Genomic DNA, 16,930 nt, shown 5'->3' on the forward strand with positions numbered 1-16,930 from the left:
GACAACCCCTACAAGATCGGATCTAGCGATGAAAGATTGGCTCAAAACGGGGGCGCCTTGGATATGGATGACCAGTGGCGCCGTGGCGTTGTCGGTGTTGTCGGTATTTTTCGTATTATGGATGACCGCTGCCAAAGGGTTGACACATTTCTGGCCGAAAGCGGTGCTGGAGACCACGTTCCGCGACGGTGACCAGCAAGTTCGTATCATCGGCGAGCTGCGAGAACGAGAGGAGGTGGCGGTGCGTCGCCTCCAGGAGGCGGGGTTCAAGATCGAAACGGACGAGGCCTTCGTCGAGCGGGTGCTGATCAAACTTGGCAATCGGGACCTGACCGGTCAAGATTTTCGTTGGTTTCCGCAGCCGCTCTTGGGAGACCTGGCATATCCGAAAGATATTCTCACGGTAGAACGTCACGAATGGGGAAACTTTTACGGCCATCTCAAAGCGGTCAAAGAAAATGATCGCGTCGTTGCAGAAGGGCCGCAAGCGTGGCCAGAGTTGCAAGCGCGCGTGGCCCGTGCTCAAGCGCTGTTTCGTGAAATCTTGCGCATTGAAAAATATGACATCGGTGATGTCAATTACCGTATCGAACAGCTTCGCTTGCGCGAGCGCAAGGCGCAGCTCAGGGGGGTCCTCGATGACCGTCTGAAAGCCGAGCTCGTGCAACAGCGTGAGGCTTTGGACGCTGAGTTTGCGCAGTTGCAGGAGCGGCTACAAAAGCTTCGAGACGACATTGGACGCGATGTATTGGTCGCCGAGGTCGCCGATGGACGCGATGTGGAAATCAAACTGGCTGTGGTTGCTGATGTCTACCAAGCAAACGCCATGGGTGTGTCCCAGAAGATCGGACATTATGTACGAAAGTTCTGGGAATTCTTGAGTGATGATCCGCGCGAAGCGAATACGGAAGGTGGTATTTTCCCGGCAATCTTTGGTACCGTGGCCATGGTGCTGGTGATGTCGGTGATCGTGACACCGTTCGGTATCATGGCCGCGGTGTACATGCGCGAGTATGCCAAACAGGGGCCCCTCATTCGGGTCATCCGGGTGTCTGTTAATAACTTGGCTGGGGTTCCGTCGATCGTTTATGGTGTTTTTGGTCTGGGCTTTTTCGTGTATGTGTTGGGTGGAAATATCGATCGATTGTTTTATCCGGAGGCATTGCCCGCACCAACCTTTGGTACCCCGGGTTTGCTTTGGGCGTCGCTAACGCTTGCCATTTTGACCTTGCCCGTGGTCATCGTGGCTACCGAGGAGGGCTTGGCGCGTGTTCCGCGTTCGGTGCGCGAGGGAAGCTTGGCGTTGGGGGCCACGAAAGCCGAGACGCTGATCCGTACCGTTCTGCCAATGGCCAGTCCTGCGATGATGACGGGTTTGATTTTGGCGGTGGCGCGCGCCGCGGGTGAAGTGGCACCCCTGATGTTGGTGGGCGTGGTCAAATTAGCCCCATCGCTGCCAATTGACGGTTACATGCCATTCATTCATTTGGAGCGTAAATTCATGCACTTGGGGTTCCATATTTATGACGTGGGCTTTCAGAGTCCCAACGTCGAAGCGGCGCGTCCGTTGGTTTATGCGACAGCGCTGTTGCTGGTTCTGCTGATCATGGTATTGAATCTGGCGGCCATTAAGTTGCGCAACCATCTGCGCGAGAAATACCGCGGACTCGAGAGTGTTTGATTCGTTTCATCCGGGGTTGTGCAACGCACAACGCAGCGCTACGCTTCCACGTCGAGCATAAACATGACTGAGCAAGCCAACAAAACCACTTTCGTCTCAACCCAAGCGAATTTCCACCAGGCCGAGCCCCTGGATTCGCTTCACAAGGCGCTGGAGGTGAAAAACCTCAATCTTTGGTACGGCGACAAGCACGCGCTGCACGACATAACCATGGGTATCCCGAAGGGTAAGGTCGTGGCCTTCATCGGTCCCAGCGGATGTGGTAAATCAACACTGCTGCGATGCTTCAATCGCATGAATGATCTGGTCGACAACTGTCGCATCGAAGGCGAAATCCTGCACGAGGGAATCAATATCTACGACCGCAAGGTTAACGTCGCGCAGTTGCGCCGCCGCATCGGTATGGTGTTCCAGAAACCCAATCCGTTTCCGAAGTCGATCTATGAAAACGTTGCATACGGCTTGCGCCTGCTGGGGGTCAAGAACAAAGCCTACATCGACGAGGTCGTGGAAAAGTCGCTGCGCGGTGCGGCGCTGTGGGACGAGGTCAAGGATCGGCTCGAGGCCAACGGTCTGAGTTTGTCCGGTGGTCAGCAGCAGCGTTTGGTGATCGCGCGGGCGATTGCGCTCGAGCCGGATGTGTTGTTGTTGGATGAGCCGTGCTCGGCGCTGGACCCGATTTCGACGGCCAAGATCGAGGAGTTGCTGATCGAACTGAAGGAGCGATTCACGATCGTGATCGTGACGCACAATATGCAGCAGGCAGCCCGCGTGTCTGACTACACCGCCTACATGTACCTCGGCGATCTGATCGAATACGATGCCACCGATACGATCTTCACACGGCCGAAACGCCAGGAAACCGAGGACTACATCACCGGTCGCTTCGGCTGATGGCCGCTGTTTGAGGAGCAACCCATGAATAAGCATATCTCCAGCCAGTTCGACGCCGAGCTCAACTCCATTTCCACGCGCGTGCTGGAGATGGGCGGTATCGTCGAGCGTCAGATCCAGTGGGCGGTGCAAGCCCTGGTCAGCGAGGACGGCGGACTGGCCAAGCGGGTGCTTGACGTCGAGCGCGAAATCAATGAGCTCGAGCTCGGCATTGACGCCGACCTGACGACCACCATCGCTCGGCGTCAACCCACCGCACGTGACTTGCGTTTTTTGATCGGCATCTCCAAGACGGTCAGCAATCTGGAGCGTGCCGGTGACGAGGCCGCGCGTATCGCGCGCATGGTGACGTCGATTGTCGAAAGCGGCTATGGCCGCCGCCTGCCGGTGTCGGAGCTGCGCTTGGCCAGCGAGTTGGGCACCGTTATGTTGCGCCGCGCGCTAGACGCCCTGGCGCGGTTGGACGTGGAAGAGGCGGTAGCCATCATGCGCGAGGATGACCGGATCGATGTGGAGTTCAACGGGTTTGTGCGCAAGCTCGTCACTTTTATGATGGAGGATCCGCGTACGATCTCGCCGAGCTTGGATCTGCTGTTCGTTGCCAAGGCCATCGAGCGCATTGGTGATCATGCTAAGAACATAGGCGAGATCATCATCTATATCGTCAAGGGGTTGGACGTGCGCCACGCCCCGATCGCGCAAGTGGAGTCGGTGGTGCGATGAGGAAATTGCCCCGTGTTCTGGTGGTCGAGGACGAGCCTTCGATCGCCGAGTTGATTGCTGTGAATCTGCGGCACAATGGGTTTTCGCCCATCGTTGTATTCGACGCCGATGCCGCGCAGCGCGAAGTCGACGCCGTACTGCCGGATGTCGTCTTGCTGGACTGGATGCTGCCGGGTATGAGCGGAGTGCAATTGGCCCGGCAATGGCGCGCCCACGAGCGCTCCAAGGCGGTACCAATCATTATGCTCACCGCCCGCTCCGAGGAGTCCGACAAGGTGCAGGGGCTTGACGCTGGTGCAGATGACTACATCACCAAGCCGTTTTCGACGCAAGAGCTGCTGGCGCGTATCCGCGCCGTGCTGCGCCGCCGTGCCCCGGAGGCGGTCAACGACACGGTACAAGCGGGCGGGCTAATGTTGGACGCTGCAGCGCATCGGGTTTCGTTCGAAGGACGCGAACTCAAGGTCGGACCAACCGAATTTCGATTGTTGCATTTCCTGATGAAGCATCCGGAGCGGGTCCACACACGGGCCGCGTTGCTCGACCGCATTTGGGGCGATCATGTTTTCATCGAGGAGCGCACGGTGGATGTTCACATCAAGCGCCTGCGCGAGGCGCTCGGTTCGGCCGGTGCGTTGATCGAGACGGTGCGCGGCGCGGGCTACCGCTTCTCCCCGCGGGCGTTCGAGTCGGTTGCTGACGCCCGTTCGGCGTGACGTTGTCGGGCCATTGCCGCGCGCGTAAGGCTGTGGCAGCCTACGCCTCGCTATGATGTTGCGCCGATGATGCGTCGCTCGTTCGAACTCATCGGCGCAGTGCTCGCCGGTGGCGCCGTGACCTTGTTGTGGTCCGACGGATCCGTCTGGAGCTTTCTGGGAGCTGTCGCGGGCTCATTGGCGTGGCTGGCCGTGGACAACTGGCGCGCGCGCCGAGTCCTGGCATGGTTGCGCGAGCCCTCAGCCTCGACATTGCCCGCCGTCGGATCCATCTGGGGCGATGTCGTTGACCGCTCCCGACGGGTATTCAAGCTGCTGAACCGTAAGGCGCGGAAAAGCAATGCCCGGTTGCAAGAATTGTTGGCGGCTATTCAAGCCTCCCCGGACGGGGTCGTATTGCTGAGTAAAGAGGGCACCATCGAATGGTCCAACCTGATGGCGGGTGAGCATCTTGGATTTGACGCCAAACGCGATCTGGGTCAGCGCATCCGTAACTTGGTCCGCGATCCCGCCTTTATCGCCTACCTCAATCGACGCGATTTTAGTCAGCCGGTGGAAATCGACGGTCGCAAGGCCAGGCCAGGTCATCCGCAGCGCATCGCAATTCAAATATTCTCTTACGCCAAGGGGCGGCGCCTGCTGCTGACGCGCGATATCACGGCGATTGAGCTGGCCGAAACGATGCGGCGCGACTTCGTCGCCAATGTCTCGCATGAAATACGCAGTCCGCTGACGGTCATCGTCGGTTTCATCGAAACGCTGCAGACACTGCCGTTGCACGAGAGGGAACGTGCGCATTTTCTCGATCTGATGCGGCAGCAAGCCCAGCGCATGCAGGCCCTGGTAGACGATTTGTTGACGTTGTCACGGCTTGAGGGCAGCCCGGATCCCGACGATTCACAATGGGTGGCTGCGGATGATCTGTTGGCTGAAGCGGGGTCACAGGCGCAGGCCTTGGCCAATGTGTTGCATGGGGGGCAGCAGACAATCGAACTGCGGCCTGGTCCAACGCTGGATGTGGCCGGCGTCCGAGGCGAATTGCTCAGTGCGATCGGCAATCTATTGTCCAACGCCATCCGGTATACCCCGGCGCAGGGTCGAGTCGAGGCCGGCTGGCGACTGTTACCCGACGATTCGGTCGAGTTTTATGTTTCCGATACGGGACCAGGCATTGCAGCGGAGCATCTTCCGCGCTTGACCGAGCGTTTTTACCGCGTGGACCGTAGCCGCTCGCGCGAAAGCGGTGGCACAGGCCTGGGGCTGGCCATCGTCAAACACGTCGCCCAACGGCACGGTGGCCAGCTTCTCATCGAGAGCACACCGGGCCTTGGATCGACGTTTCGCTTGCGTTTTCCACCGGCGCGCGTACTCGTGCGCTGAACGATGTGCGCTCACCAAAGCGCGCCTATGTTTTTGGGCAAGTCGTCAGCGTACAGGCGGGTTTGAGGCTCCAGCAGGTAAACCAGTGTAAGTCCGAAGACCTGATCACGGTAGGCTGGGCCTCTTCGGTAACCCAGGCTTGCGGTTACTTGCCATTGGTCAGAGAGGCGGGCCACAGCACGAAGTTCCACCTGGCCAGCCAGACCATTTTTGCGCTCGCCGGGATAGGCGTTGGTGCAAATCGTCGGTGTGGCCGGTGCGGCAAGCGGGTGACAAGGGGCACTGTCGCGCTCGATGCTTTGCCACTGGGCACTCAATCGACCGGAAAGTAGCCAGCGTGAATGGCTGACGGTCTGAAATTGCAAAGCTGCTCCGGCACTGACAAAACTGCGCGGGCTGAAGTAACCACCATGGCCCCAGGTGAACGCAGACAAGTCGCGCCGATAGCCTTCCCAACCCAGGCTCGGCCCCGCTTGTAGGAAGTAAAAACCGGCTGCGTCGAACGTGCGCATCAGCTCCACGCGCACAGCCGCTTGTTGGTTGTCCTCAACCGAGCGTCCGGTCAGGCGTGCGAAGCGTACTTGACCAGCCAACGACCATTGATCTGTCCAGCTGAGTCTGCGGTAACCGTCGACCAGTACGCCATCGCTTATCACCCTCCCCCAAGGCTGGCCACTGTTTGGGTCGCGCAATCCGATGAGCGAAAGAGCCGAGTCGCGAACCGGCTCGCGAAAGAGCGCGCTGCGCCATGCATGGTTCTCCGCTGTCTCCCGCCAGGCCAACTCGAAAGTAGCGGTAGCGGGTATGAGCGCGCCAGCGGGGGTCGTGCCGATGGCGAATTCAGGGCCGCTGCCTCCCAAATACGACCAGCGCAGCTGCACCGCGGGATGCGTTCCAGTTCGAGTGCTGACGGCAGGTTGTCCGAGAACGGCAGATCCGAACGGAAGACTTTGCGCAGTCATCCCGGCATCGGCCCCGATTCCGCTGAGCTCGGCCTGGAACCAGCCATCGGCGAGCGGTGCCGCGAGTTCGAGCTGTGGTGCATGGCGCAATCGGAGATGGCTGCCCCCCGAGCTGCCTGATTTATCGCGCGCTGCCCATCCCACGCTGATGCGCGGAGCCAGCACGCCCCTCAGCTCAGGCAGTCGTCCCGCTGGGGCGACATGCGCAGCAGAACGAGCCCGCCCTTGACTCAATAGTTGCTGCGCTCGCCAGCTTTGCCATTCATCGGCCAAGGGCCCGGGATCGACAGCGGCCAGGCGTGCGAGTTCCTCTGTCCGATTCAAGCGAATCAGGTGACCCGCCAAAGCCGCGGCCGTCGCATCGTCAGGACGCAGGCTGTAGGCGCGAGCCCAATACTTCGCTGCGTCCTCATTCGACAACCGGGCTTCAGCATTGGTGGCCAACAAGATGTGTTGGTCCGCACTGTCGGCGTCATCGCGCAAAGCCGCAACAAGCCAGCGGTATTCCTCTTCGTACCGCTGTTGGGCGCGCGCTTGCTGGGCGAGCCGGTTGGCCATTGCCGCTCGCTGCTGCTCGGCCTGCGGCAAACCGTGCAGCAGCTCGTAGGCGGCTTCGATCTCGCCCTGTTCCTGGAGGGCAGCTGCGAGTGCTTTGCGCCATTCGATGCGCGGTTCGGCGACCAAAAGAGACCGCCATAACGCGACGGCTTCGGCCCAGAGTCCCCGCCGTTGTGCATTCCAGGCCAACCGCTCGCGCAGTCCGATTGCGTCACCGTCGGCGTTGGCCAGAGCGCGCCGCAGCCAGTCGGCCTCGGCTGCTTCTTCTCCATTCATGCGTGCCTGCTCGGCTAGGGCGTCCGCCAAATCTCTGAGTTCCGCAGCCGCCCCTGGCAGCGGCTCCAGCAGCGCATAGGCCTCCTGCCCAGCTCCCCTGCGCACATAGATTTGTGCAAGACCGCGGCGCGCCGGGGCGTTGTCAGGTTCACGTGTTAGGGCCTGGGTAAACCATCGTTGAGCTTGGTCCTCACGGCCCGCGGTCAAGAGCACCCAGCCCAATCGTTGCAGTAGGTCGGCGCTGGCCACGGTTTCTAACCAATCGCTGTCCGCTTCTATGCGAGCGAGCAAAGCGCTCACGGAGTTGGTGCTTTCCGCCTCTGTCAGCAATGTGTGCCAAAGCGCTTGAGGAGCCAAGGTGCGGGCGTTGGCAGAACGCCGCGACATCTTTTTCTTGGGAGGAGTTCGCACCTCGGGGTTTTGCTGAGTAGCGGCCACCGCTTTGGACGGGGGGGCTGGCGCCTGTTTCGACGGAGGGGTGGCTATCTGGACATCAGATCTGTACACTCGATCATCACGGCGCACGATGGCAGCGCCAGAATTTGGCTGACGCTCCAGCTGAAGGTCGTGTTCTTGGCGCATCAGGAGCTGTGGTAAACCGGCGGCTTGGGCGCTCCAAGCGTAGGCTGCGACTAGGGCGATTGACCATCTCATGGCGTACCCTCGCGTGCGGCCAACTGGGCCAATAGGACGAGCGTGGCTGGATAGTAGTCGAGATCCTCGAAGCGGGGCATGACAGAGCTGGGCACTTGAATGCCCAGCAAGGCTGCGATGGCCGTCACACCAGCAAAGCCACCCCAGCCATCGACAGCATCCAAATCGAAATCGGTCCAGGCGGGCAGCCGTTTGGTGCAGGCGTATCCCCCCCAAAACGCGCGGAAGGGCGCCAGTACGAGCTCGTCGCGCTCTCCAGCCCAGGCGAGGTAAAGGGGAATGCGCAGTGCGTCGTATCCGAACCGCGCCGGCCACCCAGGAGCTGGGCGCAGCGGATCGGCCAGAAGCAGCCAGTCGGGCGGCAGACTCCAGCGGCCGAAACGCGCCAGCCGAAGCAGCTCGCGGCCGCTGGTACGCAGGGCAGGCCATACGGGATCGGGGTCGGCGCGCGCCAGCTCCTCGATGGCGGGGAACACCCAGTAAGAAAGGTTAACCACCGCTCCTTCCGGCCGATCGAAGCCCGCGGGCGCCGGCTTGAGCACGGGCCCCCAGGCACTTGCGGCGATGAGGTGGTGCCGGATGGCCGACGCTAAAGCCAGTCCTTGTTCGCGATAGTCGGCGCGTCCAAAGCGCTCGGCGGCGCGAAGCAAGGCCCAGGTAACGAGGAGGTCGCCGTCTGCCGCGGCGTTGGCATCTTCCACACCGCGCTGCGGATGGTAGCGCCAGGCAAGCAGGCCGTCTTCACGTATCGCCAGATGCGTTCGGGTCCAATTCCACAGGCGATCGAAATGGGCGGTGTCAGCAGCCGCTTCAGCGAGCAGCATGCCGTAGCCCTGACTCTCTGATGTACTCACTCCACCCTGACCGGTATCGATCACCCGCCCGTCGGCAGCGACGAAGCGAGTGCGCCATGTCTGCCACAGCGCAGGATCCAACGCATGGGCAGGGAGCACAAAACTGGCCATGAGGCAGCAAAGAACGAAGCTGAGCAAACGCCTCATGGCTTGGGATCTCCCTCTTCGACCAAATTCGGACGCTTGCGGGCTTTGAAGCGCAAGAGGAGCATACGAGAAGACCAGGCGAGAAGGAGAATCACGAGCGCCGTGCCCATCCAAGACACGGGTTTTTGGCTGAATAGGTAGCTCAAACGCATGGACCAGCCGGCGCTACCGCGCATACCTACCGCGCCGACGCGATCGGTGTAGACGGCATCGGCATCGCGCCAGAGCATGACATCCCCTGCCAGCCGACTCCATACAGCTGGCTCGATCAGTGTCGAGACGCGCTCTCGCAGCACCATCGTCTCGTCGGCGGCAAGCCAAGTGAGCAGTCTCCCCTTTCCATCGAGCCATTGCAACAGCGCAGCCTGCCGGCCTAGCGTGGGTCCTTGAAGCGTCATGTTCACGGGATCAGGACGGGTTGGGACAGTGGGCACCCCGAGCGCGAGCCAGTGCAGCCACTTGCGCCAGGCAGGCGCTGGCGTCTCCAGTAAAGGCTCCAGCCCGCTATACGAGATCCGTTTGATCGGATCGAGCGGCGCGTTTGCCAAGATCTCCGCGGGAAACTGTTTGGGGGTACCAACCAAGATCCAGTCTTCCGCCGAATTCGGTCGCGCCTGTCCGACCTGCACCTGCAGCGGTGCCAAAATTTTGGCGCGGATTTGGGCCAGACGCGCCAGCAATGTCCAAGCCGCCCCAAGGGTCTCGGAGTCGTCGTCACCCAGCCAAAGGCCCACACTGCGCGCATCCGCATAAGGGTAGGCGCCACGTCCGACCAAGCGTAGGTCTGGCACGGCGGCGACGAGCGCATGAGAAGGCAGTTGAATGGTGGAGTCGGCGCGCACCGTCAGCCGCATGGACTCGACAGCCTGCTCGACACATTGCCCGCCTTCGGCTGGGATTAAAGAGGCGTTCAATTCGAGCCGATTGAAGCCCGGCTGCAGAAGGGCCACAGGGATCTGCACTTCATAGTCGTCATAGCGTGCCCCGTGCAGCTCGTGGAGTGGAACGGCGTGGGCAAAACGGCCGTTGACCGCTATATTCAGCGCGGAGTCCTTGCGCAGACCGCTGCCGTAGGAGAGATTCAGGCGCAGGGACAAAAAGTCTTCTCTTGGGGTGTAAAAGTCCACCGGTAAATTGAATTCGATGGCCCGACCGCCAAAACGCCCCCGCACTTCCAGATCTTCATTCCAACCCAAAGTGCTCAAGCGCACTGGCCGATTGGCCGGCAGGTTGACCGACGCAGGCAAAGGGAAAACCCTGTCTATGCCTGTTTCGGAACGATCGGGCAGCGGCATGCGTGGGATGGCGAGGGCTTGCAGCGCACGCTCCATCTCCTGGACAGTGCCCCGTACCACGAGCAAAGGATCCTCCGGCCGCGCTGGGTGCCGCAGTAAAGCGAGCTGTGAGTCACCCGCCAGGGCCCCTCCCAGGACGACGCCAATCGCGTCGGGTGCGCCCAGCAATACTATTGGTCCGAGCGGACCAGCTGACTGGAGCAGGGCCTCAAGAGCGCCTGGACGCAGCTCAAGCGACCGGTGCATGACGCGCAGCGGTCGATACCGCAGCTGCACAGCGGCGGCTTGGCTGGCGATGGCGCCCAACCGGATGGTATCGGAAGTGAGGGGACCGACGGTGACGACAGTAAGTGGCTGTGATCCCCAGCGCCTCGGATCAAAGAGACGGTCGAGCTCGGCAAGGCTCAGCGGCCCATCCTGCCACCGGCCATCGAGCTCGAGCCAGGACCGTTGCGTATCGATCTGCGTCCATAGCTCAGGTGCCGATGGATCTTCGCATGCCACTGTATAGTGCTGAGCGGCGTCAAAAACCAGTCGGTGATAACCGGGACTGAGCCGTTGCACCGGCAATTCGACGCTGGCTTCAATGCGTGGTAATTTGGGGTCGAGTGGAATCTGTGCAACCAAGGAATCGCCCAGTAAAACCCTCAATACCGAACGCTTGGGCATGAGGGCTACCGAATTGGCTGCCGCCAAATGCAGGATCAACCTCTTGGGCTCAAACCCCGCAGGGATGGGAATGGATACCTCGGCGCGCGCGTGTACGCCGCGCAGATCGATCGGAGTGGGCGCCGGCATGAAGTGCGCCAGCGCGGCGCCCGATGGAGTCGGTACGGGTGGTGCCGCGGGCAGGGCGGCCACGGTCGGATGCCACCCAAAAAAACCTAGCGTAGATAGCAATAAAAAGCGTCTCATTCGAGATCCGGGGTTTGTGCGATAGAGTGGCTCGAGGGTGCGCCATACAATGCGCGACCCATCGGGCCGGCTGTGGAGAGGGTATTTTCCCTCCTCCCGATTTTAGATGGCGACCAGCGAGCGAGAGCGGTCAGGCATCGGTCCATCCATGCTGAAAGTCGTGCCAATACAGCGGTAAAGTGATCGGCGGCGGCGCGGCCGCCGAGGATCACCAGTCGGAAGAACGCTCCTATTACCCCCAGTCGGTCGGCCTCTTCTTGCCGGTTCAACTGTATATTCCGCCAGCGTTGGCTGTCCCCGTAGGCCAGGGCGACGATGGCGCGCTTCTGCGCCAGGTCTTGTGGCTCGAAATACAGACCGAGCGCGCCGTCACGCTGCCAGGCAATCGAGACAGGCAACTGCACCGAATAACCCAGTGCAGCGGGGGTGACCTCGATATGCAGACGACCCGCCGGGAGAAATGCGGTCGAGTCGACACCCAACTGCAGACCCGTCGCGGAAACATCGAGAATACGCGCATCCAGGGACGTACCCGAGGTACCCATCAGTCGAACGCGCTCCTCCGCCGGCACGCGCGGCGCGCCGCGGCGCTGCCGACGCTCGTACATGGCGCCCAGCACCCCATGCTGCAGCAACAAATTGAGCACCTCCCAACTCAGGGTGATCAGGGTGACATCGCGCGACATGGGCTGTTCAAACCAGCGCCAGACACCAAATGCAAGCGAAACCCATGCCAGCCCATAAAAAGCGTAGAAGGGCTTGACCAGCGAGGAGATGAAATCTTCATCATGGGTCGTGCCCTTGGGCGTGACTTTGAACCGCGGCGCGCGCGGGTTGCAAAACACTCGATTGATGGCACGCAGGCTGTAGAAGGACTGCAGCATTTCATAGAGCTCGGAGACGAAGCTCCAACGAACTCGACCGTAGAGCAGGTGGCCGGCGAGTAGCATCCCAGCTAGGTGCGGTAGGGTGTAGGCAGCAAATTGGGTAAGGTTGGCGTGGTAGACCTGTAGCCCAAAGATCAGCCAAGCGGAAGGTACCAGTATAAAGATTGTGCGCGCGTACGGGAATAACCAAAACAGGGTACTGTTGAAATAAGCCAGCTTTTGCCATGGCTTGAGACCGGTTCGCAGCAACGGGTTTTTCAGCAGCAGGATCTGCGTCATGCCTTGGGCCCAGCGCACCCGCTGAGTGATGAAGCCGGAATAGGTCTCCGGTTGCAGACCGGCGATGAGCGGACGGCCGTAATAGGCGCTGCGCCAGCCGCGGCTGTGCAGCTCCAGCGCCGTCTCGGCATCCTCGGTGATGGTCTGGCCAGTGAACCCTCCCACCTCGTCCAGGGCGGCGCGCCGCAATACCGCCGCCGAGCCGCAGAAGAAGGACGACTCCCAGAAATCCAGGCCGTGCTGGATGGCGCCGTAGAACATCTCATTCTCCGGCGGCATGCGCCCGAAGATACGCAGGTTATGCTCGACTGGATCGGCATTGATGAAAAAGTGCGGGGTCTGCACCAAAAAAAGACGATCGTCAGCGAGAAAGGCGCCGACGGTGCGTTCGAGGAAATCGACGGTCGGGACGTGGTCGGCATCCAGCACTGCAATGAGTTCGCCGTCGATGTGCGGTAGCGCCGCGTTTAGGTTGCCCGCCTTGGCGTGCTCATTGCGCGCACGGGTGAGGTAGTGCGCGCCGATCTTCGCGCACAGCGCCTGGAGCTTCTCGCGGCGTAACCGCGCCGCCGTCGCCTTGGCCGGGTCGGGGTCATTGCATTTCTGGTCAGTGCCGCCGTCGTCGAGCAGGTAGACCCGGCAACGACCTTCGGCATAGCGCATGTTCAGTGCCGCCAGCAGCGTGGTCTCCAGCAATGCAGCGTCTTCGTCGTAACTGGGCACCAGCACGTCCACCGTCGGCCAGCGGGCGCGGTCGACCGGCAGAGCTGGCATCCGGCGGTCCAAGGGCATCAGATTGACGAAGTTCCCAAGAAAAAAAATTGCGACTGCATACAGTTCGGCCAAAAAAAGCCCGAGCATCGCTAGGGTGGATAAGATATCGGTCACCACCAAGGTTTCGCTAGCCCGCCACACGATGTAACGCGCGCTCAATAGCCCCGCCAAGGCGAGAAAAGCCAAGCGCAATTCGGGTTGTGTTCGAGCCTTACGGCGTAAGGCGAACAAAATCGCGACCGCGGTGTAGGCGAATAGACTGTGGCTGATTTCCGCGACCGGCAAAGCAGCCAGCGTCAGCCATCCCAGCGCGGCGACGGCCCACGACAGAGTGCCTACCGAAGCGGCCAGGGTGCGCTTAAGCGCGATCCAATCGGTGCGTGATTTCGGCATCGCGCGGGTAGTTCATGTTCGGAGACCCCAACGTTGCGGGCTGCTCGTCGCGTTGATTGCCCTCGAACCACAGCGGAGCGGGCGTACACGGACGCTTAGCCAGTCGCTGGCAATGGTCGGGTTCTGAATGATATGTTCGTTATTATATGTGGCCCTCGTTTGCCGAGGGCACCTGTGTCCACGTGGCGCCCCAAGTCGGCTCCCGGTCGTTTTTGGGAGGAGCAGGTAGCCAGAGCTTGCCCGTACAGCGGTCGTTTCGTTAGCAGGCGATCGCGCCGGCGTCACCGAGGGTTCGGCATGGAGTCGGTGCGCAGCCCATCGCCGTCGGCTTGCGCGGGGGCTTCCGAACGGCGCTCGAAAACCAGCCACCTCTCGCGGTTTTCTCTCAAGCGTGGGAGCTCGGTGCGCAATTGCCAATCAGAAAGATCTTCCTTGCGTGCCAGACCCGGGAAGTCCGCCGGCATGGCTACCAGCCAGCGGCAGCGCGGCGCATCTGGTTGTCCAAGGCGCCACACTTGCAATCCGCCGTGGTGCTGCAGTCCGGCGATGCGCGCGGCATCCAGCCCGTGCACCAATACACAATCGCCTGGTGCCACCAGTGCGGCCATCCGCTGCGACACCGGGGCCTGTCCAAGGCCGTAGTTGAGCAGCGGCAGCCACAGCGTCATAAGCAATACCCAGTTCAACGTCAGACCTGAGGCCGACAGCACCACCCCTCTCCACAGAGCCGGCGCGCAGCGCCCCAAGCGCCATGCCACCGCACCAATCCAGGCTGCCGTGGCGACGAGGGCCGGCAGCACCAGACGCGCATCGAGTGTGGGTTCGAATCCCGGAAGCAGTCGGGCGATATTCGCTGCCGGTTTGGGGGGTATGCCGGTTTGCATGGCGATCCAGATCAGCCAGACAAGAGTCGCCGCTCCGGTGAAAAACAGCACCGCAAACCAGTCGACGAGCGCGCTAACGCTGCGCCGTAGGGTTGGCAAGGCAAAGGCTGCCAGGGCGGCCAGTGGCGGAAGCGCCAGAAGCAGACTGCGGTCATCGCCGCCGTTGAGGAAGGTGATACCCACCGCCAGGGCCGCCGCGGTCGCGGGCCAGCCGATGTGTGGCTCACGCCAGCGACCGCGCCACCGCCACAGCGTCCAGAGTGCGAAGGCTGCGGCCGGCCACAGAAACCACGCCAACAGCCGTCCAAACCCCTGCCATGCTGCGAGGTTGGACCATGCCCCCAACCGCAAGGGGATGAGTTCGATGGCTCGATCGGCTGCCAGGGCGAGTGCAAACGCTGCACCGGCTGCGCCGAGACTACCCAACGCCGCGCTACCCCAAACTCTGGCGGGATGACCGCTGCGCCACCACCACCACGCACCCGCTGCAGAAACCACCAGCATGGGCACGGGGCCACCGGATAATGCCCATCCCCATACGCCCGCCCACCACAGTGCCACACTCATCCAGCCGGGGACAAGCGCAGCGTTGCGGGGGGAGCGCAGACCCAGCGCTACCGCATAAAACACCAGGGCCGCAAACCCCAGTTGCGCCGCCGTGGGGGTGGCTTCATGCGCCAACATGGCCAAGCCTAACGTGGCTACCATGACGAGAAGGGCGCCGTCAGCCAGGGCGCGCGCATAGTCCGCGGGATGGGCTTCGCCGCCGAAGGCCAGGCTCAGCGGTTGCGCGGCGGGTTCGCGCGCCAAGTGGTAGGTGGCGTACCAGGTGGCTGCCAGCGTCAGCCCAAGCAGCCCTGCGAAGGGTACCCGAACGGCCAGTTCAGCCGGCAAAGGCAGGACGCTCAGAGCGAGTGCGCCCAGCCAATAGGGCAGCCACGCGAGCGCGTCCGCGGGCGCGCCCAGCACTTCGGGGGTCCACCATGGTCCCCCGCGGTGCATGTCGAGCATCACGGCAAACGCCGAGAGGTCTTGCGTACGCCACGGATCCCGCCCCAGAAAACCCGGCAGGATATACGCGGCCATCAACACCCAAGGTACCCAGCGGGGCAGACGACGGGCGGTATCTGCGGTAACGAGGGCGGGATTGAGGCGCTGCACGAGGCGGGGTGACGGGGAGGCCATGGTTGCGAGCCTACCGGGATCGGACAATAAAAAAGCAGCCACCGGGCTGCTTTTTTGTTGGGCGCTCGGCCGCAAGGGGCTGCGGCCGATGACCCCCAAACCTTATTTGCCGACGCGTGCGTAACGGTTGCGGAACTTCTCGACACGGCCACCCATGGTGTCCACGCTCTTTTGCGTGCCCGTGTAGAAGGGGTGCGACTCGCTGGAAGTCTCCAGCTTGAACAGCGGCAGCTCCCGGCCGTCGTCGAGCTTGATGGTCTCTTTGGTCGGCGCGCACGAGCGAATGACGAACTGGCTGCCGTTGGACAGATCGACGAAACAAACGTCGCGGTAGTTCGGGTGGATGCCTTCTTTCATGGTTGCTTCCTGATGCAGTAGCCACAACCGGCCCATCCGGTGCACTTGCTGCAAAGTCCACCATTATACAGCCGGCCGAGCTCAACCGCCACGGCGCATCAGCTCGAAGAACTCTTGATTGTTCTTCGTCTGCTTCATGCTCTTGAGCACCATCTCCATCGCCTCGATCTCGTCCATGTTGTAGAAAAACTGACGCAGGATGCGGGTTTTCTGCAGGATCTCCGGTGACAGCAAGAGCTCTTCGCGCCGCGTGCCGCTGCGGCTGAGTTGGATCGACGGGAACACACGCTTTTCATAGAGCCGGCGGTCGAGATGCAGCTCGCTGTTGCCGGTCCCTTTGAACTCTTCGAAGATCACTTCATCCATACGGCTGCCGGTGTCCACCAGCGCCGTGGCGATGATGGTGAGGCTGCCGCCTTCCTCCACGTTGCGCGCCGCCCCGAAAAAGCGCTTGGGCCGCTGCAGCGCGTTGGCGTCCACGCCGCCGGTCAGCACCTTACCGCTGGAGGGCAGCACATTGTTGTACGCGCGCGCCAGCCGTGTGATCGAGTCCAGCAGGATCACCACGTCCTTTTTCAACTCCACGAGCCGTTTGGCCCGCTCGATCACCATTTCGGCCACGTGCACATGGCGTGCGGCCGGTTCGTCGAAGGTGGATGCAATGACCTCGCCGCGCACGGTGCGCTGCATTTCGGTGACTTCCTCGGGACGCTCGTCCACCAGCAACACCATCAGCGTTACCTCGGGATAGTTGGCTGTGATGGCGTGTGCCATGTGTTGCATCATCACCGTTTTACCACTCTTGGGCGGCGCGACGATCAGCGCACGCTGGCCCTTGCCGATCGGCGCGATGATGTCGATGATGCGACCAGTGATGTTTTCTTCGCTTTTGAGGCCCTCGCGCTCCAGCTTCATCTGCTCCTTGGGAAACAGCGGCGTGAGGTTCTCGAACATGATCTTGTGTTTGTTCTGCTCCGGGGGCAGCCCATTGATCTTGTCGAGTTTGTTGAGGGCGAAGTAGCGCTCGCCATCTTTGGGAATGCGCACATCACCTTCGATCATGTCGCCGGTATGCAGGTTGAAGCGGCGAATCTGACTGGGCGAGATATAGATGTC

At 61.5% G+C, this 16,930-nt stretch carries 12 protein-coding genes; 5 read left to right on the top strand and 7 right to left on the bottom strand.

What is annotated here, in order from left to right; translation table 11 throughout:
• Positions 1-28: 28 nt before the first annotated feature.
• The 5 genes from pstA to phoR all read left to right on the top strand — a co-directional run bounded on the left by pstA (position 29) and on the right by phoR (position 5,394).
• Complete coding sequence (gene pstA / locus P3W97_RS01850) at positions 29-1,681, top strand: phosphate ABC transporter permease PstA (RefSeq protein ID WP_300843266.1); 1,653 nt, start codon at positions 29-31, stop codon at positions 1,679-1,681.
• A gap of 63 nt (positions 1,682-1,744) precedes the next feature.
• On the top strand, positions 1,745-2,575 hold the full coding sequence (gene pstB / locus P3W97_RS01855) for a phosphate ABC transporter ATP-binding protein PstB (RefSeq protein WP_300843267.1): 831 nt from the start codon (positions 1,745-1,747) through the stop codon (positions 2,573-2,575).
• Between the two features lie 24 nt (positions 2,576-2,599).
• Positions 2,600-3,298 (top strand): phosphate signaling complex protein PhoU, encoded by a 699-nt coding sequence (phoU, locus tag P3W97_RS01860; RefSeq protein WP_300843268.1) that lies wholly within the window; start codon positions 2,600-2,602, stop codon positions 3,296-3,298.
• On the top strand, positions 3,295-4,014 hold the full coding sequence (gene phoB, locus P3W97_RS01865) for a phosphate regulon transcriptional regulator PhoB (RefSeq protein ID WP_300843269.1): 720 nt from the start codon (positions 3,295-3,297) through the stop codon (positions 4,012-4,014). The genes phoU and phoB overlap by 4 nt, the downstream gene beginning before the upstream one ends.
• Positions 4,015-4,083: 69 nt before the next feature.
• Complete coding sequence (gene phoR / locus P3W97_RS01870) at positions 4,084-5,394, top strand: phosphate regulon sensor histidine kinase PhoR (RefSeq protein WP_300843277.1); 1,311 nt, start codon at positions 4,084-4,086, stop codon at positions 5,392-5,394.
• Between the two features lie 11 nt (positions 5,395-5,405).
• Here phoR and P3W97_RS01875 read toward each other — a convergent pair whose 3' ends face one another.
• From P3W97_RS01875 to rho, 7 genes are all read right to left on the bottom strand, one after another.
• Entirely contained in the window at positions 5,406-7,490 is a 2,085-nt protein-coding gene (locus P3W97_RS01875) for a cellulose synthase subunit BcsC-related outer membrane protein (RefSeq protein WP_300843270.1), read from the bottom strand.
• A gap of 350 nt (positions 7,491-7,840) precedes the next feature.
• Positions 7,841-8,845: a glycosyl hydrolase family 8 gene (locus P3W97_RS01880; protein WP_300843271.1), complete on the bottom strand. Its 1,005-nt coding sequence runs from the start codon at positions 8,843-8,845 to the stop codon at positions 7,841-7,843.
• Positions 8,842-11,001: a cellulose biosynthesis cyclic di-GMP-binding regulatory protein BcsB gene (locus P3W97_RS01885; RefSeq protein WP_300843272.1), complete on the bottom strand. Its 2,160-nt coding sequence runs from the start codon at positions 10,999-11,001 to the stop codon at positions 8,842-8,844. Before P3W97_RS01885 ends, P3W97_RS01880 begins: the two co-directional genes overlap by 4 nt.
• A 50-nt stretch (positions 11,002-11,051) precedes the next feature.
• Positions 11,052-13,388, bottom strand: a complete 2,337-nt coding sequence (gene bcsA / locus P3W97_RS01890) for a UDP-forming cellulose synthase catalytic subunit (protein WP_300843273.1) — start codon at positions 13,386-13,388, stop codon at positions 11,052-11,054.
• 281 nt (positions 13,389-13,669) lie between these two features.
• A complete protein-coding gene (locus tag P3W97_RS01895) occupies positions 13,670-15,457 on the bottom strand; it encodes a hypothetical protein (protein WP_300843274.1) in 1,788 nt (595 codons plus the stop codon).
• Between the two features lie 102 nt (positions 15,458-15,559).
• Positions 15,560-15,814 (bottom strand): type B 50S ribosomal protein L31, encoded by a 255-nt coding sequence (locus tag P3W97_RS01900; RefSeq protein ID WP_300843275.1) that lies wholly within the window; start codon positions 15,812-15,814, stop codon positions 15,560-15,562.
• A gap of 81 nt (positions 15,815-15,895) precedes the next feature.
• On the bottom strand, positions 15,896-16,930 hold a 1,035-nt coding region (gene rho / locus P3W97_RS01905; RefSeq protein ID WP_300843276.1), incomplete at its 5' end, for a transcription termination factor Rho.

It is taken from the genome of Tepidimonas sp. (assembly GCF_029335975.1).
Classification (GTDB): domain Bacteria; phylum Pseudomonadota; class Gammaproteobacteria; order Burkholderiales; family Burkholderiaceae_C; genus Tepidimonas.